Raw genomic sequence first — 25131 nt, forward strand, 5'->3', positions numbered from 1 at the left:
GAGGCTAGCGGCCCGCGAAGGTGGGGCGGCGGATGCCGATCATGCGGCGGTGGCCTAGGGTCGACAGTGCTATGTCTCGCGTAATCCACGTCTTCCGCCAGCCGGATCGGTTCGTCGCCGGCACCGTCGGCGAGCCCGGCGATCGCACGTTCTACCTCCAGGCGTCCGAGGACGTGCGCACGATCAGCGTCACCATCGAAAAACAGCAGGTCGTCGTCCTCGCCGAACGCCTCAGCTCCCTGCTCGAGGAGGTCGCCAGCCGGTTCGGCGCCGATGTCCCCGACGACGCCCCCGACGACCTCGTCGACCTCGACCCGCTCACGGTCCCGGTCGAGGAGGAGTTCCGCGTCGGCACCATGGGCCTCGGCTGGGACGCCGACAGCAGCGCGGTCGTCATCGAGCTCCTCGCCATCACCGAGGGCGAGGTCGACGAGACGGTCGTGCTCGACGACACCGAAGAGGGCCCGGACGCCGTCCGCGTCTTCCTCAGCCCCGCCGCCGCCCGCGCCTTCGCCGAGCGGGCCGACCGCGTCGTCAACGCCGGCCGCAAACCGTGCCCGCTGTGCGGGGAGCCGCTCGACCCGACCGGGCACATCTGCCCCCGGCAGAACGGCTACCGGCGCGACACCGACGCGGGCGAAGACTGACCATGGCGAGAACTCCCGCGGACCCGCCACGCCCCGAGGACCCGGCGGCCCGCGAACTGGTCACCCACGGCCGCATCGACGTCGAAGGACGGCTCGTCGACGCCTCCAACGTCACGCTCTTCTGCGCGATCGAGCTCGACGGCGTCACCGGCCGGGTCGTCTACAAGCCCGTGTCGGGGGAGCGGCCGCTGTGGGACTTCCCCGACGGCACCCTCGCCGGGCGTGAGGTCGCCACCGCGATCATCGCCGACGCCGCCGGCATCGGCTCGATCCCGCCGACCGTCCTGCGCGACGGCCCGTTCGGCCCCGGCATGGTCCAGCTGTGGGTCGAGACCACCGAAGACGACCTCGTCGACGTCCGCGCCCCCGAAGAGGTCCCCGACGGCTGGCGGGTCGTGCTGCACGCCCACGACCGGCTCGGCGACCCCGCGGTGCTGGCCCACGCCGACCACCCCGGGCTGCGCGACCTCGCCGTCCTCGACATCGTCGTCAACAACACCGACCGCAAGGGCGGGCACCTCCTCGCCGGCGTCGACGGCCACGTCTACGGCGTCGACCACGGCATCTGCCTGCACACCGACCCCAAGCTGCGCACCGTCCTGTGGGGCTGGATCGGCGAACCGGTCCCGCCGGACACCGTCGAGAAGCTGCGGAAGCTGCGCTCGGAGATCGACGGCGGCCTCGGCAAGACGCTGTCGGAACACATCACGAAGGTCGAGATCCGGGCCCTGGCCGAACGCACCGACCTGCTGCTGGCCGAAGGCATCTTCCCCGAACCCGGCGACGACTGGCGTGCCATCCCGTGGCCGCTGTTCTAATCGACGACGCCGCCCGCGCGCGGCTGGTCGACCGTTTCGGCGCGGACCTGGCCGGACCCTGGTGCGACGCCCTCCCGGACCTCGTCGCCCGCCTCACCGCGAAGTGGGGCCTCGAGGTCCGCGAAGCCCGGCCCGGCAACACCGGCCGCACGTTGCTGTGCACCGGCCCCGCCGGTGACCTGCGGGTCCTCAAGCTGACCCCGGACCCCGAGGTCGCCCGGCTCGAGTTCACCGGCCTGCGCGCCTGGGCCGGCTGCTCCCGCGTCGTCCAGGTCCTCGACGCCGACCTCGACGCCCACGCCATCCTCCTCGAAGGACTCGTCCCCGGCACCCCGCTGGACGGCGACGTCCCGTGGGCCGAGCTCGGCGAAATGCTCGACCAGCTGCACTCCGTGCCCCCGATCGCGGGGTTCCGGCGGCTGGCCGAGGGCATCGAGTTCATCTTCACCCTCTCCGAACGCCGCCGCCGCGAGTCGCCGGCCGCCGACCACCTGAGCGCCGACGTCCTGCGGCGGGGCCGCGAGCGGGCCATGGCGCTGGCCACCAGCGGACCGGTCACGCTCATCCACGGCGACCTGCACCCGGCCAACGTCCTCGACGCCGGACCCGGTCGCGGCGCCGTGGCCATCGACCCGCGCCCCGGCCTCGGCGACCCGGCGCTCGACGCCGTCGACTGGATGTTCATCCCCGTGGCCCGTGGCGGCACGATCGACGACGGCATCGCCGCGCTCGCCCCGCACGTCGCGGATTTCGACGCCGAACGCGTCCGCGCCTGGTGCGTCGCCATGGCCCCGCTGGTCGCACTCGCGCCCCTGCGCCGAGGTGGACCCACACCGTTCACCGACGCCGTCCTCGAGTTGGCGCGCTGACCGGCGTGGCATGACCCGTCCGGGTGCGCACGCCCACTAAGTTCCCTGGTCGTGCGCTCCCACTCCTATGACGACGTGCTCGCCGGCCCGCGCCGCAAGAAGGTGCCGGAAGTCCCCGCCGAACCCGGGCTCGTGGTCGAGGACCCGGCGAGCGGCTACTGCGGCGCGGTGGTGAAGATCGAGTACGGGAACGTCGTGCTCGAGGACGCCAAGGGCCGCCACCGCGTCTTCCCGCTCGCCCCCGCCGGGTTCCTGCTCGAAGGCAAGCCCGTCACGCTGGTGCCGGTCAAGACGGTGAAGGCGCCGGTCAAGCAGGTCTCGGCGTCCGGGTCGGTGAAGGTGCAGGGCCTGCAGGCCCGTGTCGCCCGCGACTCGCGGATCTGGGTCGAGGGCAAGCACGACGCCGAGCTCGTCGAACGCGTCTGGGGCCACGACCTGCGCGTCGAAGGCGTCGTCGTCGAGGCGCTCGACGGCGTCGACGTGCTCGCCGACCGGATCGCCGAGTTCGGCACCGGCCCCGCGCGTCGACTGGGTGTGCTCGTCGACCACCTCGTCCCCGGCAGCAAGGAGTCCCGGCTCGTCGAGGCCGTCCACGACGAGAACGTGCTGGTCACCGGGCACCCCTACATCGACGTCTGGGAGGCGGTCCGCCCCGCCGCGGTCGGCATCCGGGCCTGGCCGAAGATCCCCCGCGGCACCGAGTGGAAGCAGGGGATCTGCGACGCGCTCGGCTGGGGGCAACCTTTCGAAGGCTGGCAACGTGTCCTGAGCGGGGTGAGCAGTTTCCGCGACCTCGAGACCCCGCTCATCGGGGCCGTGGAGCGGCTCATCGACTTCGTCACCGAGCCGACGGAAGAGGGTTGAATGTCCGATTTGTCCAAGGTCACGCGTGGGTCACGTCCCATCACCGTCCCGGTGCGAACCGGCACGATCTGAGAGCATGAAGCCATGTCATGGGCACTGGTCTGGTTGATCGTCGGCATCGCCCTGATGATCGCCGAAGTCGTCTCCGGCGACTTCGTGCTGATCATGCTGGGGGTCGGCGCGCTGTTCGGCGCCGGTGCCGACGTGCTCACCGGAAACCTCTTCGTGGACGTCGCCGTGTTCGCCGTCGCCTCCGTCGGCATGCTCGTGCTCGTCCGGCCCGCGCTGAAGCGCCGCTTCCTCGCCGGCACCGGCCACCGCACCGGCATCGACGCCCTGATCGGCGCCCGCGCCGTCGTCGTGTCCACAGTGGACTTCGAGGCGGGCCAGGTGAAACTGGCCGGCGACGTCTGGTCGGCCCGCAGCCTGTCGGAACACCACCCGCCGATCCAGCCCGGGACCTCGGTCACGGTCGTCGAGATCTCCGGCGCCACCGCCGTCGTGTCGGCGGAGCCGTGAGCCTGGGGTTCGTCATCGTGCCCGAAGGCGCGGCCGCGGTGATCGAACGCGCCGGGCGGTTCCGCACCGTGCTCGGCGCCGGCCGCCACTTCGTGCTCCCGTTCGCCGACCGGGTCCGCGCCCGGTTCGACCTGGGGGAGCAGGTCCTGTCCGCCCCGCCCCGCGTCGTCGAGGCCGGCGACGGGCAGGAAGTCCTCATCGGCTTCGAGGTCACGTTCGCCGTCGTCGACCCACGCCCGGCGACCTACGAAATCAAGGATCCGGGGCTGGCGATCGAACAGCTGACCCGCACGGCGCTGCGGCAGGAAGCGGGCTTGACGACCGCCGAGCGCGCCGTCACCGCACCCGGGGACCTGCACCGTACAGTGTGGACAGTCCTGCACGACACGACCCGCCGCTGGGGCATCACCACGAAGGAGCTGACGCTCACGGTGAGCCCGCCCGCGGCGCCCGGAACGCCGTCCAATGCGCAAGAATGGTACTAGGTAAGGGGAAGATCTCTTGACCACCACAGTAGCGATCGTCGTGGTCGTGTTACTGGCCCTGTTCGTGATCATCACGGTAGCCAAGGCGATCATGGTCGTGCCGCAGGCGCAGTCGGCCGTGATCGAACGGCTGGGCCGGTTCCGCACGGTGGCGTCGCCGGGCCTGACCTTCCTGGTGCCGTTCCTCGACAAGGTGCGCGCCCGGATCGACCTGCGCGAGCAGGTCGTCTCGTTCCCGCCGCAGCCGGTCATCACCGAGGACAACCTGACCGTGTCGATCGACACGGTCGTGTACTTCCAGGTCACCGACTCGCGCGCCGCGGTGTACGAGATCTCCAACTACATCGTCGGTGTCGAGCAGCTCACCACCACCACGCTCCGCAACGTGGTCGGTGGCATGAGCCTCGAGCAGACCCTGACCTCCCGCGACTCGATCAACACCCAGCTGCGCGGCGTGCTCGACGAGGCGACCGGCCGCTGGGGCATCCGCGTCGGCCGCGTCGAGCTCAAGGCGATCGACCCGCCGCCCTCCATCCAGGACTCGATGGAGAAGCAGATGCGCGCGGACCGGGAGAAGCGCGCCATGATCCTCACCGCCGAAGGCCAGCGGGAGTCCGCGATCAAGACCGCGGAAGGCCAGAAGCAGAGCCAGATCCTCTCCGCCGAAGGTGCCCGCCAGGCCACCATCCTCGCCGCCGAAGCCGAGCGGCAGTCCCGCATCCTGCGGGCGCAGGGTGAACGCGCCGCGCGGTACCTGCAGGCGCAGGGCCAGGCGAAGGCGATCGAGAAGGTGTTCGCCGCGATCAAGGCCGGCCGCCCGACCCCGGAGGTGCTGGCCTACCAGTACCTGCAGACGCTGCCGCAGATGGCGCAGGGCGACGCGAACAAGGTCTGGATGATCCCCAGCGACTACGGCAAGGCCCTCGAAGGCTTCGCCCGCGCGCTCGGCGCCCCCGGCGACGACGGCGTGTTCCGGTACGAGCCGCCGCAGGAGGACGTCCCGGCCAAGCCCGACCTCGAGGACGAAGAGGTCGCCAGCTGGTTCGAGACCAAGAGCGACCCGAAGGTCGCCGAGGCGGTCGCGGCCGCGGAAGCCGTGGCGCGCAAGGAGGTCCCGGCGATCGGGACCCCGTCGTCGCCGGCCGCGCGGCCGGCGATCCCGCGTCCGGCCCAGCAGCAGCCGGAACCGGAAGCGGACGAAGACCGCGGCACCGAGGTCACCCCGGCGCCGCAGCAGCCTTCGACCCCGCAGAGCGGCCAGCCGCTCCCGCAGCCGCAGGCCCCGGCCGGCCCGCCCCAGGGCGGCCAGTACCAGGGTCCGCCGCCGCAGGCGCCGCCGCCGGGCCAGTTCGGCGGCCCGCAGCAGAACCCGGGCAGCGGGCCGTTCCCGCAGCAGCCCCCGTTCGGCGGCCCCCAGGGCGGCCCGCGCCGCTGACCCCGTCCGATCCGTGAAGGCCTCCCACCGCCTGGTGGGAGGCCTTCACGGCGTTTCAGCCCGTGCGGGTCGCCCGCAGGTAGACGCTCGCGTCGTCGATGTCCGCCTTCGACCGGTCCTTCAGGAAGATCACGCACAGCACCGTCACCACCGCCGACACGACGATGTAGGTCGAGATCGCGTACGGCGTCCCGGTCGTGTGCAGCAGCCAGGTCGCCAGCAGCGGCGCCGGCCCGCCCGCGAACACCGACGCCAGCTGGTAGCCGAGCCCGGCGCCGCCGTAGCGCAGGTGCGTCGGGAAGCTCTCGCCGATCAGCGCGGCCTGCGGCCCGTACTGCAGCGCGTGCGGGACGAACGACACCACGACCGCGACGAACACGAGCGCGTGGCCGCCGTGGGACAGCACCGTGAAGTACGGGAACGCGATCACCGCGGTGAGCACCGACCCGCACAGGTAGACCCGCTTGCGGCCGAAGCGGTCCGACAGCATCGAGAAGAACGGGATCATCGCCAGCTCGCACGCCGCACCGACGAGGACCGCGTTGAGCACGAACGTCTTGCTGAACTCGTGCCGCGCGACGACGTAGATCAGCACGTAGCTGGTGAACAGGTAGAACGGCATCTGCTCGCTGAAGCGGACACCGGCCGAGAGCAGGATTTCCCGCCAGTGGTGGCGGATCGCGTCGAGCACCGGCGTCCGCGCGGTCTGCCGGTTCTCGACGAGCTTGGCGAACATCGGCGTCTCGAGGATCTTCAGCCGGATCACCAGGCCGACCGCGACGAGCAGGAGGCTGGCCAGGAACGGGATCCGCCAGCCCCAGGAGTTGAAGGCGTCCGGGGAGAGGGTCGCCGACAGCAGCGTCATGCCGCCGGTGCCGAGCACCAGCCCGACCGGGACGCCGATCTGCGCGAAACTGCCCAGCAGGCCCCGTTTGCGCTGGTTGCCCCACTCCATCGCGAGCAGCACCGAGCCGCTCCACTCGCCGCCGATCGCGATGCCCTGGATCAGCCGCAGCAGCACCAGCAGCAGCGGGGCGGCGATGCCGATCGCCGACGTCCCGGGCAGCACCCCGACGATGCCGGAGGAGATGCCCATCAACAGCAGGGTGACGATCAGCGTCGCCTTCCGGCCGATCCGGTCACCCCAGTGCCCGAAGATCGCGGCCCCGACCGGGCGGGCGGCGAACCCGACCGCGTAGGTCGCGAACGACTGCATCGCACCCGCGTACGCGCTCGACGCGGGGAAGAACAGGTGGGGGAAGACCAGGGCCGCCGCGGTGTTGTAGAGGAAGAAGTCGTACCACTCGATGGTCGTCCCGACGGCGCTCGCCAGCGCCGCCCGTCGTACCTGGACTCGTCCTGACCTGCTGTCCGGCTCCACCTTGTGCGTGACGCCGTTGTCTCCCAGAACCATCTCGCAACACCTCCGGTGACCGATGTCACACAACAGTGTGACGCGCGTCGACGAATTCGGCGATCGATGGCCGGTATCTCGTCCGGTCGCGGTCAGCCGCGCAGCCGGGCGTTGAGCCGGGCTGCCTGCCGGATCAGGTGTTCGCGCTCCGGGAGGTTCGGGGCGGCGTGGGCGGCTTCGGCGTAGAGCCGGGCCGCGGTGGCCAGGTCGCCATCGCGCTCCTGGAGATACGCGGCGGCGGCGGTGTACCGGGGCAGGGCCGGGTCCAGCTCCGCCAAGGCGGCCAGGCCGGCGCGCGGGCCGTCGGCCTGGCCCACCGCGACCGCCCGGTTGAGGCGCGCCACCGGGCTGCCGGTGAGCCGGACGAGCTCGTCGTACCACTCGACGATCTGCACCCAGTCGGTCTCCTCGGCCGTGCGCGCGTCGGCGTGCAGCGCGGCGATGGCGGCCTGGGCCTGGAACTCGCCCAGGCGGTCCCGGGCGAGTGCCGCCTGGAGCACGGCGACGCCTTCGGTGATCAGGCGGGTGTCCCACCGGCCGCGGTCCTGCTCGGCGAGCGGCACGAGCCTGCCGTCCGGGCCGGTCCGCGCGGGGCGCCGCGCGTGGTGGAGCAGCATCAGCGCGAGCAGCCCCGCGACCTCCTCGTGGTGGATCCGCGCCGCCAGCTGCCGGGTGAGCCGGATCGCCTCGGCCGCGAGGTCGACGTCACCGGAGTAGCCCTCGTTGAAGACGAGGTAGAGCACCCGCAGCACGGTGGCGATGTCCCCGCTCCGGGTGAACCGCACTCCGGAGACGGTCCGCTTGGCCCGGCTGATCCGCTGGGCCATGGTCGCCTCCGGCACCAGGTAGGCCTGCGCGATCTGCCGCGTGGTCAACCCGCCGACCGCGCGCAGCGTGAGCGCGACGGCCGAGGCCGGGCTCAGGGACGGGTGGGCGCACAGGAAGTACAGCTGGAGCGTGTCGTCCACCGCGACGCCCTCCCCGGGCCCGGGCTCGCTCTCGACGCGTTCCTCGCGGTGCCGCCGCGAGGTCTCGGCGCGCGTGGCGTCGAGGAACTTGCGCCACGCCACGGTGACCAGCCAGCCCTGCGGGTCGCGGGGCGGGTCCGCCTGCCACCCGCGCAGGGCCTCGACCAGTGCGTCCTGCACGGCGTCCTCGGCCGCCGCGAAGTCGGCGCCGCGGTGGACGAGGATGCCGATCACCGTGGGGGTGAGGGTTCTCACCAGGGCTTCGTCCACTCGGGTCACTCCGTGATGGTCTGCGGCGGGGCGTAGAACGGGCGCAGCTCGAGCCACTCGTTGACCGGCCGCCCGCCCGCACCCGGCGCCGCGGACAGCTCGGCGGCCAGCTCGAGGGCCCGCTCGTAGCTCTCGACGTCGATCACCGTCCAGCCGGCGATCAGGTCCTTGGTCTCCGCGAACGGGCCGTCGGTGACCGGCTGTCCTTCGCCGCCGGCCCGCACGAACGTGCCGCCGGGGGAGAGCGCCTGGTGCTCGACGAACTCGCCGGTGGCCTCCAGCCGCGTGCCGAAGTCGGCCATGTACTGGACGTGGGCGGTGACCTCCTCCGGCGTCCACTGGTCCATCGGGACGTTGTTTTCCGGCGCCGGCGCGCCGCGGTAGTGCTTGAGCAGCAGGTACTTGGCCATCGGGTGCTCCCTCGGGGTTTCCCGGCCCATTCTGGCCGGGGTGGGTGTTCGGTGGACGGCGTGGGCGCTCAGGCGCGCCGGCTCTCTTCCCGCTGCCGGGCCAGTTCCTCGACCGCGCTCGGCAGGGTCGTCTCGAAGTCGATCAGCTTCGCCCACGTCGGGGTCACGACGATCCGGACCATGCCGTCGTAGAGCGAGCGAACCTCCGCCTCCCACTCGACCCGCTGCTCGGGCGTCATCTGGTAGCTGCCGTTCATCTGCAGGTACTCGTCCGGGATGCCGTCGACGACGTCCAGCTCGGCCCGGCCGCGGATCAGCAGGATCTTGGGCGGGTGCACCTCGGTGTCGATCGTCAGGGCGACCATCGGGTTCTCGCGCAGGGACGGGAGCTTGGGGGCGTTCTTCGAGGTGCACATGACGATCTCGGAGCCGTTCCAGGTGAACGCGATGGGGACCGGCGCGGGGCGTGCCGTCCTTGGCGACGTAGGCCAGGCGGGTCACGTCGCGGGCCAGCAGCTCCTGGCTGTGCGGGCGGTTGAGGACCTCGGTGATCTCGTTCGCGTGCACGGTGGTTCCTCCGGTTCGGGGCGGCCGGGAGGGCCGCTCGTGGTCCTGGGACGGAGCCGCGCCGACATTCTCGACACCGGCGGCGAAGAAATTTCCGGACTCGCCAAACTTGCAGACTCTGCAAGTTTGCAGAGTCTGCAAGTTTCTGTATGGTGGGTTCATGGACACCGGCGAGGGCGGGCTGCGGGAACGCAAGAAGCGGGAAACCCGCATCGCGCTGAGCTGGGCGACCATCCGGCTGGTGGTGGAACGCGGGCTGGACAACGTCCGTATCGAGGACATCGCCGCCGAAGCCGGGGTGTCCACCCGCACCTTCAGCAACTACTTCGCCACCAAGGGCGAGGCGATCGCGGCCCGCCACCTCGAGCGGGCCCGCACGATCGCCGAGCAGCTGCGGCTGCGCCCCGCCGGCGAACCGATCTGGATCGCCATCACGGAGGCGGCCCTGGCCGGGTTCGCCCTCGGCGAGCGCGCGCCCGAAAAGCTCGTCCCCGACGAGCAGTGGCTCAGCGGGATCCGGCTGATGGTCGCCGAGCCCGCGCTGCAGAGCGAGTTCGCGAAAGCCGGCGCCGCGGCCGAAGCCGAGTACGCCGCGGTGATCGCCGACCGCACCGGCACCGACGCCGGGAAGGACCTCTACCCCCGGCTGGTGGCGGCCACCGTGGTCGCCGCGTTCAACGTCGTCATCCAGCAGTGGCTGAGCACCGAACCGCCGGAGTCGATGGCCGAGCTCCTGCGCGACGTCTTCGGCCGGCTCGCCGCGGGCCTGCCCGCACCGCACTGACCTTCCCGGACCACTGAGGGCGCCCGGCACCCGCCGGGCGGATTCGTCCTGCCCTTTTCCTCCTGCCCTTTCCTTCGTACCCAAGGAGTCCCGCCATGCACGACGTCGTCATCGCCGGAGCCGGCCCCAACGGCCTGATGCTCGCCTGCGAGCTCAGCCTCGCCGGAATCCGGCCCCTCGTCCTCGAACGGCTGCCCGAACCCAGCACCGAGCACCGCGCCAACGGCATGGTCGGCCAGGTCGTCCGGATGCTGGACCGCCGCGGCCTCTACGAGCGGCTCGCCGGGCCGCTCGGCCCGCCCGCGCCCCGCTTCGTCTTCGGTGCCATGCCGCTCGACCTCACGCTCGCGCCCGACACGCCGTTCCACCTGCTGCCCGTCCCGCAACGGAAAATCGCGGCGATGCTCTCCGGCCGCGCCACCGAACTGGGTGTCGAGATCCGCCGCGGGCATCAGCTCACCGGCCTCGGCCAGGACGCCGACCGCGTCACCGTCGAGATCACCGGACCGGACGGCGCCTACACCCTCGAAACCCGGTACCTCGTCGGCGCGGACGGCGGCCGCAGCGCCACCCGGAAGCTCGCCGGCATCGGCTTCCCCGGCGTCACGGACGACCGCAGCGTCTCGCGCTCGGCCCACGCCACCGTCCCGCCCGAACTCCTCGACCCCGTGACCGGCGGGTTGCGGGTGCCGGGTCACGGCGTCATCCCGCCGCTCTCGCACTACCGGACCGAAACCGGGCTCTTCGTCTACGCGCCGCTGGCGGCCGGCACATCCGTGACGACCGTCGAGTGGGTGGCGGACGACACCGGCGACGACACGGCCATGACCCTGGACGAGCTGCGCGCGAGCATCCGCCGCGTCCTCGGTGCCGACGTCCCGCTGGGCCCGCCCGAAGGCGACGGCCCGCACCTGGCGAGGCGGCTCCACGGGCGCAACACCCGGCTGGCCGACCGCTTCCGCGACGGCCGCGTGCTGCTGGTCGGCGACGCGGCCCACGTCCACTCCGCGATGGGCGGCCCCGGGCTCAACCTCGGCATGCAGGACGCGATCGGGCTCGGCTGGAAGCTCGCCGCCGAGATCCACGGCTGGGCGCCGCCGGGACTGCTCGACACCTACGAGGCCGAGCGCCGTCCGGCGGCCGAACGGGTCGTCATGCACACCCAGGCCCAGTCCGCGCTCATCGCGCCCGGCGGCGAGGTCACCGCGCTGCGCGAGCTGTTCGGTGAGCTGCTCCGGCTGCCGGGCACCGTGCGGCACATCGCGAACCTCATGTCCGGCGCCGACATCCGCTACGAGGCGGCCACCGACCACCCGCTCGACGGCCGGTGGGCCCCGGACGTCGAGTTCGGCGACGGCGTCCGGCTGGCCGAGCTGACCCGCACCGGCCGGCCGCTGCTGCTGGACCTGACCGAAGGCGGCTCGCTCGGCGGCGAACTGCGCGGCTGGACCGACCGCGTCGACGTCGTCACCGCCCGGCCCGCGGGGGAGGCGCCCGCGACCGCGATGCTGCTGCGGCCGGACTGCTACGTCGCCTGGGCGACCGGCTCGGCGGAGCCCGACGACGCCGACCGGAAGGCCCTGCGGTCCGCCCTCGAACGGTGGTTCGGCAACCCCCTTGACGCGTAGGAGATCTCCTACGTATTGTCGCGGGCATGACGATCACCCACGTGCAGTTCCTGACCCTGCCCGTCGCCGACCACGCCCGCGCGCGGGACTTCTACGTCGGCAAGCTCGGCTTCGAAGCCCTCGTCGACCGTCGCACGCCCGAGGGCGGCCGGTTCGTGATGGTCGCGCCGAAGGGTGCGCAGACCGGGGTGGTGCTGACCGACCAGCAGGTCACCGGCATCGAGCCGGGACCACGGCACTTCCAGCTGCAGACGACCGACCTCGACGCCGACATCACCGCGCTGCGGGCGGCCGGGGTCGAGGTCGCCGAGCCGCAGGACCGGCCGTGGGGCCGCGCGACGTCGTTCAAGGACCTCGACGGCCACACGCTCGGCCTGCTCGAGCCGTCGGGCTTCGGCAACGTCCCGCGCTGATGCCGGTCCACGACGACGTGTTCGCCGCGCTGGCCAGCCCGGCCCGGCGCGAGGTCCTGCGGCTGCTGCTGGACGGCCCGATGGCCGCCGGCGCGATCGCCGAGCGGTTCGCGATGGCCCGGCCCAGCCTTTCGGAACACCTTCGGGTGCTCCGGCAGGCCGGGCTGGTCAGCGAGCAGCGCCAGGGCCGCCACCGCGTCTACCGCCTGGACGCGGCCCCGCTCGAAGAGGTCGCGGACTGGCTCACGCCGTACGAGCGGTTCTGGCGCAGCAAGCTCGCCAACCTGCGTGACCTGCTGGACGAGGAAGAGGACCTGTGACCGACGACGACCCGGCCGCGATCCACGTCGACCAGTTCCTCGCCCACCCGGCCCGCAAGGTGTGGCGCGCGCTCACCGAGCCGGACCTGCTCGAACGCTGGATCAACATGCCCAACGACATCAAACCCGTGGTGGGGCACCGGTTCGAGCTGCTGGCCGAGCCGGTGCCGGCGGCCGGGTTCGCCGGCGGCCCGGTCGCGTGCGAGGTCCTCGAGGTCGAGCCCGAGCGCAAGCTCAGCATCCGCTGGGGTCCGCAGTGGACGGTCACCTGGCGGCTGGCACCGGAGGGTACCGGCACCCGGCTCTTCCTCAGCCACGAAGGCTTCGACCCCGACGACGAGTTCCAGCGCGTCTCCCGGCGGATCATGGGTGGCGGCTGGCGTTCCCACGTGCCGCGGGCGCTGGCCCGGCTGCTGGACTCGCTGCCGGACCCGGCCGGTGACCAATCCGGCCGAAAGTAGGCGGACACGGTCCGGAGCCGACCCGCTCACCGGCACCCGTTCCGCCGTGGCTGCCGGCCGGATCGGTCACGATCAGCACAGTACGATCGGGTGGTGACCCCCGCCGCCGCTGATCCCCACGCGTCGAAGCCCCTGCGCGCCGACGCCCGGCGCAACCGGGCGCGCGTGCTGGAGGCGGCCGAGAGCGTGTTCGCCGCGAAGGGCACCGGGGCGCCGACCGAGGAGGTCGCCCGCGCCGCCGGCGTCGGCATCGGCACCGTGTTCCGGCACTTCCCGACGAAGGAAGCCTTGCTCGAAGCGGTGCTCGTCGCCCGGCTGCGCCGGTTCGTCGACGAGGCCGAAGCCGTCGTCACCGCGGACTCCGACGACCCGGGTGGCGCGTTCTTCGCGTTCCTCACCAGCTGGATCGAGATGTCCAGCGCGAAGAACGCCTACTTCGAAGCGCTGACCGCGGCCGGCGTCAGCTTGCCGACCACGAAGTCCGACATCGGCGCCCGGCTGATCCAGTCCCTCGGCGTGCTGCTGTCCCGCGCGCAGGGGGCGGGGGCCGTCCGGAAGGACCTCGTCGTCGGCGAGCTGATCACGGTGATCATCGGGGTCGCGCGGGCGGCCGAGTACGCCGGCCCGGACGCGCGCCTGCGCGACCGGGCCGTGGAAATCCTCTTCGACGGCCTCCGCCCCGGCGCATCAGCGGGGGAGCGGGGCTGAGCCGACCGGCTCCAGCGTCGGGCGCTTCGCGGTCAGCGTGTCCCCGGACGACTCGCCGCGCAGCCGGCGACGCACCCACGGCAGCGCGTGCTCCTGCGCCCACCGCAGGTTCTGGCTGCGGCGCTGCGCCGGGCTCAGCACGGCACGGGGGCCGAGCTCGCCGGCCGTCAGCGGGTGGTCGACGCCGAGGACGTGCAGCACCGCGATCGCGACCTCGGTGTGGCCGAGCGCGTTGAGGTGCAGCCGGTCCGGCGCCCAGAGCCGCCGGTCACGCAGCTGCCGCATCGCCCACAGGTCGACCAGCAGCGCGCCGTGCCGGGCCGCGATGCCGCGGACGTGCTCGTTGTAGATCGCCACCCGGCCGCGGATCCTGCGGAACAGCGCGTCCTCGACGCCGTCGACCCCGGTGAACAACACCAGGCGGGCGCCGGTCGCCCGGATCCGCTCGACCCCGGCTTCGTAGCGGTCCATGAGCCCGTCGATGTCGACCTTGGGCCGCATCAGGTCGTTCCCGCCGGCGTAGAGGGTGACGAGGTCGGGTTCCATGGCCAGCGCCGGCTCGAGCTGCTCGGCCAGCACCTGACCCAGCAGCTTGCCCCGGATCGCGAGGTTGGCGTAGCGAAAGCCCGGCTCGCGGGCGGCGAGCTGTTCGGCGGTGCGGTCGGCCCAGCCGCGCACCCCGTTCGGGGCGGCGGGATCGTCGTCCCCGACGCCTTCGGTGAAGGAGTCCCCCAGGGCCACTAAGCGCTTGCTCATGTGTCCAGTCTAGGCAGCGACGCCGGTCACCCCGGACCCGGCCGCCACCGGTTCGGCTCGGCCCGCCGGCCGCTCGGTTCCGCCGCACGCGGAATCCCTGGCCCGCTCCCGTGCCCGGCCGGTAGACGGGAAGCATGACGGCCTACGACGCGATCGCCGACTGGTACGAAACGACCTTCCTCGCCGGGCAGCGCGAGGACCCGCTGGCCATCGGACCCACGCTGCGGGACCTCCTCGGCCCCGGCTCCGGGCCGTGCCTCGAGCTGGGCTGCGGAACGGGCGTCCACGCCGGGGTGCTCCGGGAGCTGGGCCGGACCCCGCTCGGCGTCGACGTCTCCGCCGGGATGCTGCGGCACGCCGGGCGGCGGCTGCCGGTCGCGCAGGGCGACGCCGGGGCGCTCCCGATCGCCGGCGGCTCGGTGCCCGCCGTCGTGGCGATCATGGTGCACACGGACATGCCCGCGTACCCGGCGGTGCTCCGCGAGGCGGCGCGCGTCCTCGCGCCCGGCGGGGTGTTCGTGCACGTCGGCGTGCACCCGTGTTTCTGCGGCGGGTTCGCCGACCGCTCGGACGACCGGGCGGTGGTGATCCGGCCCGGCTACCGCGAGCCCGGCTGGACGACGGCGTCGTGGACCGACCAGGGCCTGCGGGACAAGGTCGGGGCCACTCACCTGCCGTTGCCCGCGCTGTTCCACGCCGTCCTCGACGCGGGCTTGACGTTCGAGCGGTTCGCCGAAGGCGGCCGGCCCACCCCGACGGTGCTCGCCTGGCGGGCCGGAAAATCTCCGCGGCCGGTGTCGAATCCGCCATTGCCCGGATGACGTCCTTGCAGAAGCCGGGACGCACCAGGGAGCTGAACGCCATGGCGAAGGAATTCGAAGTCGGGTTCGAGGGGACGCTGGCCGCCGCGCCGGAGGACTGCTGGCGCGCCGTCACCGTCGACGCCGGGAGCTGGTCGTGGCCCATCCGGTACGAGCCGTGGGTCGGCGGGCGCGAGTCCGGGCTGACCTTCTACGGCGGAGAGGTGACCGCGTGGCAGCCGGGCGAGCACTTCGCGACGCGCTGCGAGAAGGACGGCTGGTTCAACGACCTCGACTACACCTTCGAGCGCCGCGGCGACGCCACCCACCTGACGTTCGTCCACCGCGGCGTCTTCCTCGAGGACTGGGACACCAACTACGACGCCTGCCGCCGGCACACGGCCTTCTACTACCACTCCCTCGGCGAGTACCTCGCCCACTTCGCCGGCCGCGCCGCCACCTACGCGATGACCGAAGCACCCGAATCCTCGGCGCAGGCCGACGGCTTCACCAAACTGGTCGAAGCACTCGGCGTGACGCAGGACGTCGGCGACCGCGTGACCGTGCGCGGCGCCGGCGGTGTCGTCGACTACGCGGCCCCCGGCTTCCTCGGCATCCGGACCGCGGACGCCCTCTACCGGTTCTACGGCCGCAACGCCTTCGGCTGGCGGATCGGCGTGGGACGCCACCACTTCGGCGACGTCGACCCCGAGGCCGAGGAGCAGGACTGGCGGACGTTCCTGGCCGAGGTGTTCGCCTAGGGCGTGTCCTGTAAGTCGTTGATCTTGGGACTCGGCCGGTCCCGGGGCGGGCTGGGCACGAAGATCCATCTCGCGGTCGACGGGCGTGGTCTGCCGATGCGGTTCCTGCTCACGCCGGGCCAGGCGGGCGACAATCCTCAGTTGGTGCCGTTACTGGGGCTGAACTCGCTATCGCCGCCATCGTCCGCTGGCTTCGATGACTTACAGGACAGCGACTAGGCGCTGACCTGCCGGGCCCGGTGGTCGGCGACGTGGACGCGGGTGGCGCACCGCGTCGAGCAGAACCGGCGGCGGCCGTTGCGTGAGGTGTCGACGTACGCCGTTTCGCAGCCTTCGCGGCTGCAGATGCCGAGGCGGTCCGGGGCCTCGCAGACGAGGTGGGCGAGCCCGCCCGCGGTGTAGGCGCGGACCCGGCCGACCGGCCCGGCGTCTTCGGCGGAGTAGTGCAGGTGCGGGGGTTTGCCGTCGTGGGTGGTGATGTACGGCCGGCACGCGGCCTCGGCGAGCAGGTCGTTGACCAGCTCCGGGCGCGACGCGGGATCGGCGGCGAACACCGGGCGCAACCGGCTCGCCCACGTGCCGATCCGCGCCGCCTCCTCGGCGGTGAGGGTCGCGATGGCCATGCCGTTGCGGACCATCCCGTCGAGGAGCTCGCTCGCGGACCCCGCGTTCACCAGGTCGGCGGCCACGAGCGCGGCCGGGCCGCCGTAAGGGTTGAAGTGCACTAAGTCATTACACCACGATCGGGGCATGGACCGGAACCGTGGCCCCCGCTGCGGCTGGCCGCTCGCCGAACTCCCGGCGACCGCGGCGCAGCCCGTCTCCCACCGCCTCGACTACGTGCGCTGCGTCTGCGGCAGCTGGCTCGCCCGCCTCGACGGCGAAGTCGTCGGCGCCACCCGGGCCCGGCTGACCCCGTGAATCAGAGGTCCAGCACGCCGGCCGCGTTGTCGTTCCACTGGTCGACCCGGCGGATGTACTCGTAGAGCGCGCGGCTGCCCCGCACCCAGCGGCCCTGGTCGGCGATCGCGAGGTCGTCGGCCCCGGCCCGGCGCGCCTCCGTGGCGAACCCGGACCGCAGGGAGTGCCCGGTCACCGGGTACGGCAGCGCCGCCCGCACCCCGGCGCGGGTGAGGATCTGGTTGACGCCGGTGGTGCTCAGCGCGGGTTCGCCGACGTTGCCGTGCCGGTCGACCCGCCGGAACGCCGGCCCCTCGGTGATCCCCGCCCCGGACCGCCACGCGTGCCAGGCCCGCACCGGGTCGGTGTCGGGGCTCTCGCGCCGCGGGACGACCATGTCGCCGGTGCTCTTGCCGTGCCGCACGGTCACCGCCAGCCCCCGGTCGTCGACCGGTTCGACGTCGGTGACCAGCAGGTTCGCCAGATCCGAGCAGCGCGCCGCGATGGGGAACCCGATCAGCAGCATCGCCCGGTCGCGGGCGCCGGCGAGCGTGTCGGGACACGCGCGGGACATCGCCCGCAGGTCGGCGAGGGTGACCATGGTGGCCTTGCCGCGGCCGCGCTGGATCCCCTCCCGGGCGAGCCGCTGCCGGTACCCCTTCAACGCGCGCCAGGCGGCGCGGCTCGCTTCGGGGTCGACGACGACCTTGTGGTGCCGCAGCCCGGCGAGCGCTCCGGTGAGCCGCCGTTCGATCGTCGAGGGCGCCGCCGGGGCGGCCCGTTCCGGCACTTCGGGCACCGCGCGCTCGTCGGGCCGCAGCGTGCGCCCGCGTTCGAGCCACACGACGAACCCGGTCAGCGCGCCGATCGACGCCGAGAGCGGCGGGATCCCGGCTTCGGCGGTGTAGTCCTGCCACACCTGCCAGTCCTGGGCGTAGGCCTTGAGCGTGTTCGGCGGCCGCTGCCCGTCGACGTGCCGGGCCGCGGCCTCGTCGAGCAGCGCGAGCCGGTCCTGCGGGCTCGCGGCGGCCAGGGCCGCTTCGGTCACCGGTTCCAGGTCGCCACGCACCCGCCGAGGTTACGGGATGTCGATCTCCGCGGGCAGGAACCCGGCCAGGGCGGCGGCCACCGCTTCGGGGCGTTCCAGCGTCTGGATGTGCGGGGCGCCGGCCACGACCTCGAACTTCGCGCCGCCGCCGATCCGGGCGGCGATGGCGGCCATGCCCTCGACCGTGATCGACGCGTCCGCGTCACCGGCGAGCGCCAGCGCGGGAGCGGTGAAGCCGCGAAGCCGCTCGTAGACGTCGAGGCCGCCGTAGCCGCGCCAGATCGACGCCCACGTCACGGGGTCGAAGGAGGTGAGGCAGTCGCGGGCGTAGCGGACGCCGCCGGTGTCCGCGGCCAGGGCGGCCGGGGTGAACCAGCGGGCCAGGGTCGGTTCGACCAGCGGGGTCATGCCACCGGTCTCGGCGATCCGCGCGCGCTCCTCGAACGCCTCGGGGACCGGCCGGTCCGGCGCGGCCATCAAGGTGAGGGACGCGAACCGGTCCGGCGCGGCCACGGCGGCACTCTGCGCGATCGCCCCGCCCAGCGACAACCCGGCGACGTGGGCGGTGTCCAGCTCCAGCGCGTCCAGCACGGCGACGAGGTCGGCGGCGGTGGCCGCCATCGTGAACGGCAGGGGTGCCTGGGTTGCCACTGATCCGTGGCCGCGGACGTCGTAGGCGAACACCCGGCGCCCTTCGGCGAGCCGGTCCAGCACCGGGTCCCACATCCGGCGGTCCAGGCCGAGGGAATGGACGAGCAGCACGGCGGGCCCGCGGGTGCCGCGGACGGTCACGGTGGTCTCGTGGTCGGACGCGTGGATCCTCATGCCCTTGATCCTTCCGGCCCTGTCCACGGAAAATTCGTCCCGGGACGCTGTCGATCCGCTCGGGAGCCGTTCGTGTGAGCGGTGACGGCACCGACCCGAGGAGGACACGGTGAAGCAGTACCTGCTCAGCATCTACCAGCCCGACGGCCCGACCCCGCCGCCCGACGTGCTCGACGGCATCGTCAAGAAGCTCGACGCCTTGAACGCCGACCTGAAGGCCGCCGGGGCGTGGGTGTTCGCCGGCGGCCTGCACCCGCCGTCGACCGCCACCGTGCTGCGGGCCGACAACGGCGGCACCCTCGTCACCGACGGCCCCTACACCGAGGGCAAGGAACACCTCGGCGGGTTCACGATCATCACCGCACCCGACCTCGACGCGGCCCTCGCCTGGGGCGGCCGCCTCGCCGACGCCGTCGCCCCGCTGCCCGTCGAAGTGCGGCCGTTCAGCGGATGAACGTCGAGGGCGTCTTCGCCGCGGAGTACGGCCGCGCGGTGTCGGTGCTCGTCCGGGTCTTCGGCAACATCGACATCGCCGAGGAAGCCGTCCAGGACGCGTTCGCCGAAGCCGTCCGGCGGTGGCCGGCCGCCGGGCTCCCGCCGAGCCCGGCGGGCTGGATCATCACCACGGCCCGCAACCGCGCCATCGACCGACTCCGCCGCGAAGCCGCCCGGGAGGACAAGCACGCCCAGGCCGCCCTCCTGCACTCCGAATCCGAGCCCGTCGAGGAGGGCGCCGTGCCCGACGAACGGCTCCGGCTGATCTTCACCTGCTGCCACCCCGCGCTGGCCCGCCCCACCCAGGTCGCGCTGACCCTGCGGCTGCTCGGCGGCCTGACGACGACGGAGATCGCGTCGGCGTTCCTGGTCGCCGAGCCGGCCATGGCCCAGCGGATCGTCCGCGCGAAGAACAAGATCCGCGACGCCGGCATCCCCTACCGCGTCCCGCAGGACGCCGACCTGCCCGCGCGGCTGGCGGCGGTGCTCGGCGTGCTGTACCTGATCTTCAACGAGGGCTACACGGCCAGCGCGGGGGAGGAACTGGTCCGGGAAGACCTGTGCCGCGAGGCGATCCGGCTCACCCGCGTCCTGGCCGGGCTGATGCCCGACGAGCCCGAGGTGTGGGGTCTGCTGGCGTTGATGCTGCTCATCGACGCCCGCCGCCCCACCCGCACCACCGCCGACGGCGAGCTGGTGCTGCTGGCCGACCAGGACCGTTCCCGGTGGGACGCGGACCTGATCGCCGAGGGCCACGAGATCGTCCGCCGCTGCCTGCGCCGCGACCAGCCGGGCCCGTACCAGATCCAGGCGGCGATCCAGGCCGTCCACACCGACGCGCCCACGGACTGGTCCCAGGTCAAGGCGCTCTACGACCAGCTCCTGGCCGTGACGCCGACGCCGGTGGTGGCCCTGAACCGGGCGGTCGCCGTGGCCGAGGTCGACGGTCCCGCGGCGGCGTTGGCGTTGGTCGAGGACCTCGAGCTGGCCCGGTTCGGGCTGTACCACGCGATCCGGGCGGATCTGCTGGATCGTCTCGGCCGCACCGGGGAAGCGGTCGAGGCCTACACGACGGCGATCGCGTTGACGGCCAACTCGGCCGAGAGGGCATTGCTGGAACGGAAGCGAGCCCAATCGTCAACCCGGAGTTGACGATTGGGCGGCCCAGTTTTTCAGGCCCCCCATTTGCCCCTCTTCCCCACTTCGGTCATCTGCTGTGTCCTGAGTTTGGATATGTGACCTTATCCCAACCCAGGCGTGGTCCGGCTAATCTTCTGATTTTGAACAGATGCTTCTAGTTCTAATCAGAAGCTTTGATAGAGTCTCCGGCATGTCGGACGATGCTGGTCAGGCCCGAATCTGCGAGTACCGGCGCTGCGGGGCGCCGCTGCCGCCCGCGGTGGGGCGCGGGAGCCGGGCGCGGTTCTGTCAGGACGGGAAGACCTGGGGGCGGCGGAACCTCAGCTGCCGGGACGCCGAGGCCGTCCTGGCGGACGCCGAGTCGCTGCGGGAGAGCGACACCGAGCTCGATGACACCGCCGTCACAGCGCTCGCCGGGCAGGTCGACCGGGTGCTCGAACCGGCCCGCGGGCTCGTCGAGACGCTCACCACGCTGCGCCACCAGCTCGAGGCGACCACCGCCACCGCGCTCGCCGAACGGGACGCGGCCCTGGCCGAAGCCGACGACCACCGCCGTCAGCGTGGCCTCGCCGAAGCCGAAGCGGCCCAGGCGCGCGAGACCGCCGATGAGGCCGTCCGGGACGCGGCCGCCGCGGAGAAGGAGAAGGCAGCGGCCGTCCGGGAGCGGGATGCCGAGCGGGCCGCCCGCCGGGCCGCGGTGCAGGAGCAGCAACGCGCCGAAGGGCAGCTGGCCGCCGTCCGCGACGAGCTGGCCCGCGTCGGCGAGCGGGGCGAGGCCGCCGCCGCGCTGGCCGGCGAGCGAGCCGCGGCGATCGCCACCCTGACCGCGGAACTGGGTGCCGCCCGTGCGGCTCTCGACGAAGAACGCGGGCGCAGCCGGGCGGCCGAGGCCCGCGCCGAGGCGATCACCGAACGGCTGGCCGCGGCCGAAGCCCGTGCCGAAACGGCCGCCGAACGGCTGGCGGCGGCCGAAGCCCGCGCCGAAGCGGCCGCTGGGCGCCTCGACGCCGCGCGCGAAGAACTCACCCAGGCCGTCGCTGCCCACCAAGCCGCGCAGCAGGCCGCCTTCGAGCAGGCGCGGGTGGACGCCGAGCGCCTGCGCGCCGGGTTCGATCAGCGGCTGGCCGAGCACGAGCAAACCGTCCGGTCGATGCACGAGACCACCACGAACCTCGGCGCCGAACTGCGTGCGTGCCTGACCCGCGCGGACACCGCGGAGCGCGAGCTGGCGAAGCTCGTCTCCGCCGTGCGCGAGGTCCCGGACCTTCCGGAGGACGTCCAGGCAATGCTTAAGTAGCTACTTGACTATTGCGGGCCACCAGGCATAACTTAAGTACATGCTTAACCATGAGCTGGACCTGGTGTTCCGCGCCCTGGGTGATGGGACCCGGCGGGCGCTGGTGGAGCGGCTCGTGCGCGGTCCGGCGTCGGTCAGTGAGCTGGCCGAGCCGCTGACCATGTCGCTCGCCGCGGTGGTGCAGCACCTGCAGGTCCTGGAAACGGCCGGGATCGTGCGCTCGGAGAAGGTCGGGCGCGTCCGGACGTGCCGGATCGAACCGGAGGTCCTGCGCGCCGGCGAGCACTGGCTGGGCCGGCAGCGCACGACGTGGGAGAGCAGGCTCGACCGGCTCGGCGACTTCCTCGCCGAGCCGGGGACCTCGGAAGGGAGCCCGTCATGACCGTCACGCACGCCACCTTCACGCTCGAACGCAGCTACCCCGTACCGCCGGAGCGCGTGTTCGCCGCCTGGGCGGACCCGGCGGCGAAGGCGCGCTGGTTCGGCGGGGAATCGCACGAACTGGACTTCCGCGTCGGCGGCCGCGAGGTGACCCGCGGCCGCACCCCGGACGGGAAGCCGCTCGCCGCCGCCTCGACCTACCACGACATCGTGCCGGCCGAGCGGATCGTCTACGCCACCACGCTGACCGGCGGCGACACGCTCGCGACGGTCTCGGTGACGACCGTCGAACTCGCCGCCGACGCCGAGGGCACCCGCCTGGTCCTCACCGAGCAGGGCACCTTCCTCGACGGCGCGGAGGAGCCGGCGTGGCGTGAGCAGGGCACCAGCGACTGGCTGGACCGGCTGGGCGAGGCGCTGCGATGACCGCCGCACTCGCCGCCCTCGTCGAATCCCGGGTCGGGGCCGTGGCGGCGAAGGACGTCGAGACGCTGGTGGCCCAGTACGCCGAAGACGTCACGCTGTTCGACGCGCTCGGCCCGCTGCGCGACCGGGGCCGGGACGTCGAACGAGAACGGCTGCGGCAGTGGTTCGGCGCCTACCGCTCGACGATCGACCTGCGGATCGACGATCTCGAGGTGGTCGCCGACGGCGATGTCGGGTTCGCGCACTACCTGTTCCGGGTTCGCGGCACGATGACCGACGGCGCCGAGGTGGACATGTGGGTGCGCTCGACCGTCGGGTTCCGCAGGGGCGAGGACGGTTGGAAGATCGTCCACGAGCACAGTTCGGTGCCGTTCGACGGCGCCACCGGTCAGGCGCTGACGGCCCTCAAGCCGACCGGTACCGCTGCGGGCTGACGCCGAATTCGCGCTTGAAGGCCGTGCTGAGGGCGAAGGCGCTGCCGTAGCCGACCTGGTGGGCGACCGAGCCGATCGTGGCGTCCGGGCGCTGGCGCAGCAGGTCCGCGGCGAGCGCGAGCCGCCAGCCGGTGAGGTAGGCCATCGGCGTCTCGCCGACGGTGGCCGCGAACCGCCGGGCCAGCGCGGCGCGGGAGACGCCCGTGTCGGCGGCGAGCTTGGCGACCGTCCACGGCTCGGCGGGCTGGTGCTGCAGCAGCCGCAGCGCCTGCCCGACCACCGGGTCGTCGTGGGCGCGGTACCAGGCGGGCGCGCTGGTGTCCGGCCGGTCGAACCAGGCCCGCAGCGCGGCGATCAGCAGCAGGTCGAGCAGCCGGTCGAGGACGGCTTCCTGCCCGGGCACGTCCCGGCCGATTTCGGCGGCGAGCAGGCCGGCGAGCGGGGTGGGCCAGTCGGCCGCGCGCAGCACGATCAGCGTGGGCAGCGCCGCGAGGAGCCGCTTGCTCAGCTCGCCTTCCATGCCGTAGGTGCCGGTGAGCAGCACGACCGGGCCGTCGGTGCCGTGGCCCCAGGTGCGGACGCCGACGTGGGCGAGCTCGGTGAGGTGCCCGCCGTCGGGGGTGCGGCACTCCTGGCCGGGCAGGATCAGCGCCTGCGGCGGCGTCCCGGGGTGGTCGGCGACCAGGTAGGGGTCCGGGCCGCGGGCGATCGCGACGTCGCCTTCGCCCATCAGGACGGCTTCGCCGTTGTCGGGCACGATCCACGCTTCGCCGCGCACCACCGACACGACGGTCAGCGGCGCCCGGTCCTCGATCCGCAGCGACCACGGCGGGGTCAGCACCGAGCGCAGCAGGAACGCGCCGTGGGCGCGGGGGCCGTCGAGGAGCGCGGCGAGCGGGTCCATGCCTGCACTGTAGACGATGGAACATGCAAACGAGCCTGTGAACTATGGAGAGTCTCACGGCGGTGCGCTTGACTCAGGACCATGACAACGACATTCCTGGTGGTGGGCGGCACCGGCAAGACCGGGCGCCGGGTGGCGGACCGGCTGCGGGAGCGCGGCCTGCCGGTGCGGATCACGTCGCGGCGCGGGGTGCCGCCGTTCGACTGGAGCGATCGCGGGACGTGGGAGCCGGTGCTGGCCGGCGTCGACGCGGTCTACCTGACCTACTACCCCGACCTGGTGGTGCCGGAGGCGGCCGGCGACATCCGCGCGTTCGCCGAGCTGGCCGTGCGCCGGGGTGTGCGGCACCTGGTGCTGCTCTCCGGCCGCGGCGAGGAGGAGGCCGAAGCGTGCGAGCGGATCGTGCAGGGGGCCGGGACCGGCTGGACCATCCTGCGGTGCAGCTGGTTCGCGCAGAACTTCAGCGAGCATTTCCTCCTGGACGCGGTGCGCGGCGGGGAGATCGCGTTGCCGGCGGGCTCGGTGACCGAGCCGTTCGTCGACGTCCGTGACGTCGCCGACGTCGCGGTGAAGGTGCTGACCGAGCCCGGCCACACCGGCCGGCTCTACGAGCTGACCGGGCCGCGGGCCGTGAGTTTCGCCGGCGCCGCGGCGGAGATTTCGGCCGCGGCCGGGCGGGATGTCCGCTATGTTCCGGTTTCCGCCGGGGAGTACGCCGCCGCGGCCGTCGGCTACGGCGTGCCGGAGGCGGAGGCGGGCGCGCTGACCGAGCTGTTCGCGAGGGTCCTCGACGGCCGCAACGAAGCGGTGACGCACGACGTCGAGCGGGTGCTGGGCCGTCCGGCGACGGATTTCGCCGAGTTCGCGCGGGATGCCGCGGCGACCGGGGTCTGGGCACGGTGAAGGAGAAGTCGATGGTTTCGGATGTGGTGCTGGTGGCCGCGCTGGTCGCGGCCGGGCTGATCGCCGGGTTGTTCTACGCCTACGCCTGCTCGGTGATGCCGGGGCTGGCGCGCGGGGACGACCGGACGTTCGTGGAGGCGATGCGCGGGATCAACGTCGCGATCGTCAACCCGGTGTTCATGCTGACGTTCCTGGGCGCGCCCCTGCTGGCGGGCGTGGCGGTGTTCCTGCACCTGGGGTCGAAGTCCCTGCCGTGGGTCATCGCCGGGTTCGTGTTCCTGGTGGCGATGCTGGTGATCACCGGGGTGCTGAACATCCCGCTGAACAACGCACTGGAGAACGGCGGCCACGACTTCGCCGCGGTGCGGGCGCGGTTCGAGACGGCGTGGGTGCGCTGGAACGTCCTGCGCGCGCTGGTGAGCACCGCGGGCTTCGGCTGCCTGGTCGCCGCGGTGCTCACCCGGCGTGGGTGAGCACCGCG

General features: G+C 72.8%; 32 protein-coding genes and 2 pseudogenes. 25 read left to right on the forward strand and 9 right to left on the reverse strand.

The features are described 5' to 3' along the window. Positions 1–71 precede the first annotated feature (71 nt). From ACH54P_RS04735 to ACH54P_RS04765, 7 genes are all read left to right on the forward strand, one after another. Positions 72–647, forward strand: a complete 576-nt coding sequence (locus ACH54P_RS04735; protein ID WP_489911093.1) for a DUF3090 domain-containing protein — start codon at positions 72–74, stop codon at positions 645–647. A gap of 2 nt (positions 648–649) precedes the next feature. Continuing rightward, positions 650–1465 carry an SCO1664 family protein gene (locus ACH54P_RS04740; protein ID WP_489911094.1) on the forward strand — a complete coding sequence of 272 codons (816 nt, stop codon included), beginning with the start codon at positions 650–652 and terminating at the stop codon, positions 1463–1465. Continuing rightward, the gene (locus ACH54P_RS04745) at positions 1450–2334 is read left to right on the forward strand and encodes an aminoglycoside phosphotransferase family protein (protein ID WP_489911095.1); all 885 of its coding nucleotides are present in this window, start codon (positions 1450–1452) and stop codon (positions 2332–2334) included. The genes ACH54P_RS04740 and ACH54P_RS04745 overlap by 16 nt, the downstream gene beginning before the upstream one ends. Before the next feature lie 51 nt (positions 2335–2385). Further along, positions 2386–3198 (forward strand): DUF3097 domain-containing protein, encoded by an 813-nt coding sequence (locus ACH54P_RS04750; protein WP_489911096.1) that lies wholly within the window; start codon positions 2386–2388, stop codon positions 3196–3198. Positions 3199–3282: 84 nt separating this feature from the next. After that, a complete protein-coding gene (locus tag ACH54P_RS04755; protein ID WP_489911097.1) occupies positions 3283–3717 on the forward strand; it encodes an NfeD family protein in 435 nt (144 codons plus the stop codon). Continuing rightward, positions 3714–4202 (forward strand): SPFH domain-containing protein, encoded by a 489-nt coding sequence (locus ACH54P_RS04760; protein WP_489911098.1) that lies wholly within the window; start codon positions 3714–3716, stop codon positions 4200–4202. Before ACH54P_RS04755 ends, ACH54P_RS04760 begins: the two co-directional genes overlap by 4 nt. A gap of 91 nt (positions 4203–4293) precedes the next feature. Further along, the gene (locus tag ACH54P_RS04765) at positions 4294–5637 is read left to right on the forward strand and encodes an SPFH domain-containing protein (protein ID WP_489917113.1); all 1344 of its coding nucleotides are present in this window, start codon (positions 4294–4296) and stop codon (positions 5635–5637) included. A 55-nt stretch (positions 5638–5692) separates the two neighbouring features. Here the strand turns inward: ACH54P_RS04765 and ACH54P_RS04770 are convergent, their stop codons facing one another. The 4 genes and pseudogenes from ACH54P_RS04770 to ACH54P_RS04785 all read right to left on the reverse strand — a co-directional run bounded on the left by ACH54P_RS04770 (position 5693) and on the right by ACH54P_RS04785 (position 9266). Further along, a complete protein-coding gene (locus ACH54P_RS04770; protein ID WP_489911099.1) occupies positions 5693–7051 on the reverse strand; it encodes an MFS transporter in 1359 nt (452 codons plus the stop codon). Between the two features lie 92 nt (positions 7052–7143). After that, positions 7144–8289 (reverse strand): RNA polymerase sigma factor, encoded by a 1146-nt coding sequence (locus tag ACH54P_RS04775; RefSeq protein WP_489917115.1) that lies wholly within the window; start codon positions 8287–8289, stop codon positions 7144–7146. 5 nt (positions 8290–8294) lie between these two features. Further along, positions 8295–8699: a YciI family protein gene (locus ACH54P_RS04780; protein ID WP_489911100.1), complete on the reverse strand. Its 405-nt coding sequence runs from the start codon at positions 8697–8699 to the stop codon at positions 8295–8297. A 68-nt stretch (positions 8700–8767) separates the two neighbouring features. Next, a pseudogene (locus ACH54P_RS04785) lies at positions 8768–9266 on the reverse strand (pyridoxamine 5'-phosphate oxidase family protein). A gap of 160 nt (positions 9267–9426) precedes the next feature. On the opposite strand from ACH54P_RS04785, the gene ACH54P_RS04790 reads away from it, so the two are divergent. The 6 genes from ACH54P_RS04790 (at position 9427) to ACH54P_RS04815 (ending at position 13580) form a co-directional block, all read left to right on the forward strand. Next, positions 9427–10050 carry a TetR/AcrR family transcriptional regulator gene (locus tag ACH54P_RS04790; RefSeq protein ID WP_489911101.1) on the forward strand — a complete coding sequence of 208 codons (624 nt, stop codon included), beginning with the start codon at positions 9427–9429 and terminating at the stop codon, positions 10048–10050. A gap of 95 nt (positions 10051–10145) precedes the next feature. Continuing rightward, positions 10146–11678 carry an FAD-dependent monooxygenase gene (locus tag ACH54P_RS04795; protein WP_489911102.1) on the forward strand — a complete coding sequence of 511 codons (1533 nt, stop codon included), beginning with the start codon at positions 10146–10148 and terminating at the stop codon, positions 11676–11678. Positions 11679–11704: 26 nt separating this feature from the next. Next, a complete protein-coding gene (locus ACH54P_RS04800) occupies positions 11705–12091 on the forward strand; it encodes a VOC family protein (RefSeq protein WP_489911103.1) in 387 nt (128 codons plus the stop codon). After that, positions 12091–12411 (forward strand): metalloregulator ArsR/SmtB family transcription factor, encoded by a 321-nt coding sequence (locus ACH54P_RS04805; protein WP_489911104.1) that lies wholly within the window; start codon positions 12091–12093, stop codon positions 12409–12411. Before ACH54P_RS04800 ends, ACH54P_RS04805 begins: the two co-directional genes overlap by 1 nt. After that, positions 12408–12872 carry an SRPBCC family protein gene (locus tag ACH54P_RS04810; protein WP_489911105.1) on the forward strand — a complete coding sequence of 155 codons (465 nt, stop codon included), beginning with the start codon at positions 12408–12410 and terminating at the stop codon, positions 12870–12872. The genes ACH54P_RS04805 and ACH54P_RS04810 overlap by 4 nt, the downstream gene beginning before the upstream one ends. 93 nt (positions 12873–12965) lie before the next feature. Beyond that, on the forward strand, positions 12966–13580 hold the full coding sequence (locus tag ACH54P_RS04815) for a TetR/AcrR family transcriptional regulator (protein ID WP_489911106.1): 615 nt from the start codon (positions 12966–12968) through the stop codon (positions 13578–13580). Here ACH54P_RS04815 and ACH54P_RS04820 read toward each other — a convergent pair. Then, positions 13560–14336: an SGNH/GDSL hydrolase family protein gene (locus tag ACH54P_RS04820; RefSeq protein WP_489911107.1), complete on the reverse strand. Its 777-nt coding sequence runs from the start codon at positions 14334–14336 to the stop codon at positions 13560–13562. The two genes, ACH54P_RS04815 and ACH54P_RS04820, sit on opposite strands and share 21 nt — an antisense overlap. A 134-nt stretch (positions 14337–14470) precedes the next feature. Here ACH54P_RS04820 and ACH54P_RS04825 point away from each other — a divergent pair, with 134 nt between their 5' ends. From ACH54P_RS04825 to ACH54P_RS04835, 3 genes and pseudogenes are all read left to right on the forward strand, one after another. Continuing rightward, a complete protein-coding gene (locus ACH54P_RS04825; protein WP_489911108.1) occupies positions 14471–15157 on the forward strand; it encodes a class I SAM-dependent DNA methyltransferase in 687 nt (228 codons plus the stop codon). Next, a complete protein-coding gene (locus ACH54P_RS04830; protein WP_489911109.1) occupies positions 15154–15897 on the forward strand; it encodes an SRPBCC family protein in 744 nt (247 codons plus the stop codon). Before ACH54P_RS04825 ends, ACH54P_RS04830 begins: the two co-directional genes overlap by 4 nt. A gap of 30 nt (positions 15898–15927) precedes the next feature. Continuing rightward, positions 15928–16032: pseudogene (locus ACH54P_RS04835) on the forward strand (IS5/IS1182 family transposase); the annotation flags it as partial. An 80-nt stretch (positions 16033–16112) separates the two neighbouring features. On the opposite strand, the gene ACH54P_RS04840 reads toward ACH54P_RS04835, so the two are convergent. Beyond that, a complete protein-coding gene (locus ACH54P_RS04840) occupies positions 16113–16622 on the reverse strand; it encodes a CGNR zinc finger domain-containing protein (RefSeq protein ID WP_489911110.1) in 510 nt (169 codons plus the stop codon). A gap of 25 nt (positions 16623–16647) precedes the next feature. On the opposite strand from ACH54P_RS04840, the gene ACH54P_RS04845 reads away from it, so the two are divergent. Continuing rightward, positions 16648–16818: a hypothetical protein gene (locus ACH54P_RS04845; RefSeq protein ID WP_489911111.1), complete on the forward strand. Its 171-nt coding sequence runs from the start codon at positions 16648–16650 to the stop codon at positions 16816–16818. 1 nt (position 16819) lies between these two features. Here ACH54P_RS04845 and ACH54P_RS04850 read toward each other — a convergent pair whose 3' ends face one another. Then, positions 16820–17866: a site-specific integrase gene (locus ACH54P_RS04850; protein ID WP_489911112.1), complete on the reverse strand. Its 1047-nt coding sequence runs from the start codon at positions 17864–17866 to the stop codon at positions 16820–16822. 9 nt (positions 17867–17875) lie between these two features. Continuing rightward, complete coding sequence (locus ACH54P_RS04855; protein WP_489911113.1) at positions 17876–18670, reverse strand: alpha/beta fold hydrolase; 795 nt, start codon at positions 18668–18670, stop codon at positions 17876–17878. 109 nt (positions 18671–18779) lie between these two features. Between ACH54P_RS04855 and ACH54P_RS04860 the strand changes: the two genes are divergently transcribed. The 6 genes from ACH54P_RS04860 (at position 18780) to ACH54P_RS04885 (ending at position 22843) form a co-directional block, all read left to right on the forward strand. Continuing rightward, complete coding sequence (locus ACH54P_RS04860) at positions 18780–19124, forward strand: YciI family protein (protein WP_489911114.1); 345 nt, start codon at positions 18780–18782, stop codon at positions 19122–19124. Then, positions 19121–20317 carry an RNA polymerase sigma factor gene (locus ACH54P_RS04865; protein WP_489911115.1) on the forward strand — a complete coding sequence of 399 codons (1197 nt, stop codon included), beginning with the start codon at positions 19121–19123 and terminating at the stop codon, positions 20315–20317. The genes ACH54P_RS04860 and ACH54P_RS04865 overlap by 4 nt, the downstream gene beginning before the upstream one ends. A 178-nt stretch (positions 20318–20495) precedes the next feature. After that, complete coding sequence (locus tag ACH54P_RS04870) at positions 20496–21602, forward strand: hypothetical protein (RefSeq protein ID WP_489911116.1); 1107 nt, start codon at positions 20496–20498, stop codon at positions 21600–21602. A gap of 40 nt (positions 21603–21642) precedes the next feature. Further along, positions 21643–21984, forward strand: coding sequence for an ArsR/SmtB family transcription factor (locus ACH54P_RS04875; protein WP_489911117.1), 342 nt, complete (start codon positions 21643–21645; stop codon positions 21982–21984). Next, entirely contained in the window at positions 21981–22409 is a 429-nt protein-coding gene (locus ACH54P_RS04880) for an SRPBCC domain-containing protein (RefSeq protein ID WP_489911118.1), read from the forward strand. Before ACH54P_RS04875 ends, ACH54P_RS04880 begins: the two co-directional genes overlap by 4 nt. Continuing rightward, complete coding sequence (locus ACH54P_RS04885; RefSeq protein ID WP_489911119.1) at positions 22406–22843, forward strand: YybH family protein; 438 nt, start codon at positions 22406–22408, stop codon at positions 22841–22843. The genes ACH54P_RS04880 and ACH54P_RS04885 overlap by 4 nt, the downstream gene beginning before the upstream one ends. On the opposite strand, the gene ACH54P_RS04890 is transcribed toward ACH54P_RS04885, so the two are convergent. After that, positions 22815–23747, reverse strand: a complete 933-nt coding sequence (locus ACH54P_RS04890) for an AraC family transcriptional regulator (protein WP_489911120.1) — start codon at positions 23745–23747, stop codon at positions 22815–22817. The two genes, ACH54P_RS04885 and ACH54P_RS04890, sit on opposite strands and share 29 nt — an antisense overlap. An 81-nt stretch (positions 23748–23828) precedes the next feature. Here ACH54P_RS04890 and ACH54P_RS04895 point away from each other — a divergent pair, with 81 nt between their 5' ends. Beyond that, positions 23829–24650 (forward strand): Rossmann-fold NAD(P)-binding domain-containing protein, encoded by an 822-nt coding sequence (locus ACH54P_RS04895; RefSeq protein ID WP_489911121.1) that lies wholly within the window; start codon positions 23829–23831, stop codon positions 24648–24650. 11 nt (positions 24651–24661) lie between these two features. Continuing rightward, entirely contained in the window at positions 24662–25123 is a 462-nt protein-coding gene (locus ACH54P_RS04900; RefSeq protein ID WP_489911122.1) for an anthrone oxygenase family protein, read from the forward strand. The last annotated feature ends 8 nt before the right edge of the window (positions 25124–25131 follow it).

Source organism: Amycolatopsis sp. N2S4-7, assembly GCF_058119595.1.

Coding starts and splice junctions, on each gene's coding strand:
- ACH54P_RS04790 (WP_489911101.1), top strand. CDS start 9,427: ATGGACACCGGCGAGGGCGGGCTGCGGGAACGCAAGAAGCGGGAAACC.
- ACH54P_RS04885 (WP_489911119.1), top strand. CDS start 22,406: ATGACCGCCGCACTCGCCGCCCTCGTCGAATCCCGGGTCGGGGCCGTG.
- ACH54P_RS04845 (WP_489911111.1), top strand. CDS start 16,648: ATGGACCGGAACCGTGGCCCCCGCTGCGGCTGGCCGCTCGCCGAACTC.
- ACH54P_RS04895 (WP_489911121.1), top strand. CDS start 23,829: ATGACAACGACATTCCTGGTGGTGGGCGGCACCGGCAAGACCGGGCGC.
- ACH54P_RS04875 (WP_489911117.1), top strand. CDS start 21,643: ATGCTTAACCATGAGCTGGACCTGGTGTTCCGCGCCCTGGGTGATGGG.
- ACH54P_RS04825 (WP_489911108.1), top strand. CDS start 14,471: ATGACGGCCTACGACGCGATCGCCGACTGGTACGAAACGACCTTCCTC.
- ACH54P_RS04870 (WP_489911116.1), top strand. CDS start 20,496: ATGTCGGACGATGCTGGTCAGGCCCGAATCTGCGAGTACCGGCGCTGC.
- ACH54P_RS04780 (WP_489911100.1), bottom strand. CDS start 8,699: ATGGCCAAGTACCTGCTGCTCAAGCACTACCGCGGCGCGCCGGCGCCG.
- ACH54P_RS04830 (WP_489911109.1), top strand. CDS start 15,154: ATGACGTCCTTGCAGAAGCCGGGACGCACCAGGGAGCTGAACGCCATG.
- ACH54P_RS04740 (WP_489911094.1), top strand. CDS start 650: ATGGCGAGAACTCCCGCGGACCCGCCACGCCCCGAGGACCCGGCGGCC.
- ACH54P_RS04805 (WP_489911104.1), top strand. CDS start 12,091: ATGCCGGTCCACGACGACGTGTTCGCCGCGCTGGCCAGCCCGGCCCGG.
- ACH54P_RS04765 (WP_489917113.1), top strand. CDS start 4,294: ATGGTCGTGCCGCAGGCGCAGTCGGCCGTGATCGAACGGCTGGGCCGG.
- ACH54P_RS04865 (WP_489911115.1), top strand. CDS start 19,121: ATGAACGTCGAGGGCGTCTTCGCCGCGGAGTACGGCCGCGCGGTGTCG.
- ACH54P_RS04795 (WP_489911102.1), top strand. CDS start 10,146: ATGCACGACGTCGTCATCGCCGGAGCCGGCCCCAACGGCCTGATGCTC.
- ACH54P_RS04890 (WP_489911120.1), bottom strand. CDS start 23,747: ATGGACCCGCTCGCCGCGCTCCTCGACGGCCCCCGCGCCCACGGCGCG.
- ACH54P_RS04820 (WP_489911107.1), bottom strand. CDS start 14,336: ATGAGCAAGCGCTTAGTGGCCCTGGGGGACTCCTTCACCGAAGGCGTC.
- ACH54P_RS04770 (WP_489911099.1), bottom strand. CDS start 7,051: ATGGTTCTGGGAGACAACGGCGTCACGCACAAGGTGGAGCCGGACAGC.
- ACH54P_RS04800 (WP_489911103.1), top strand. CDS start 11,705: ATGACGATCACCCACGTGCAGTTCCTGACCCTGCCCGTCGCCGACCAC.
- ACH54P_RS04755 (WP_489911097.1), top strand. CDS start 3,283: ATGTCATGGGCACTGGTCTGGTTGATCGTCGGCATCGCCCTGATGATC.
- ACH54P_RS04735 (WP_489911093.1), top strand. CDS start 72: ATGTCTCGCGTAATCCACGTCTTCCGCCAGCCGGATCGGTTCGTCGCC.
- ACH54P_RS04880 (WP_489911118.1), top strand. CDS start 21,981: ATGACCGTCACGCACGCCACCTTCACGCTCGAACGCAGCTACCCCGTA.
- ACH54P_RS04900 (WP_489911122.1), top strand. CDS start 24,662: ATGGTTTCGGATGTGGTGCTGGTGGCCGCGCTGGTCGCGGCCGGGCTG.
- ACH54P_RS04855 (WP_489911113.1), bottom strand. CDS start 18,670: ATGAGGATCCACGCGTCCGACCACGAGACCACCGTGACCGTCCGCGGC.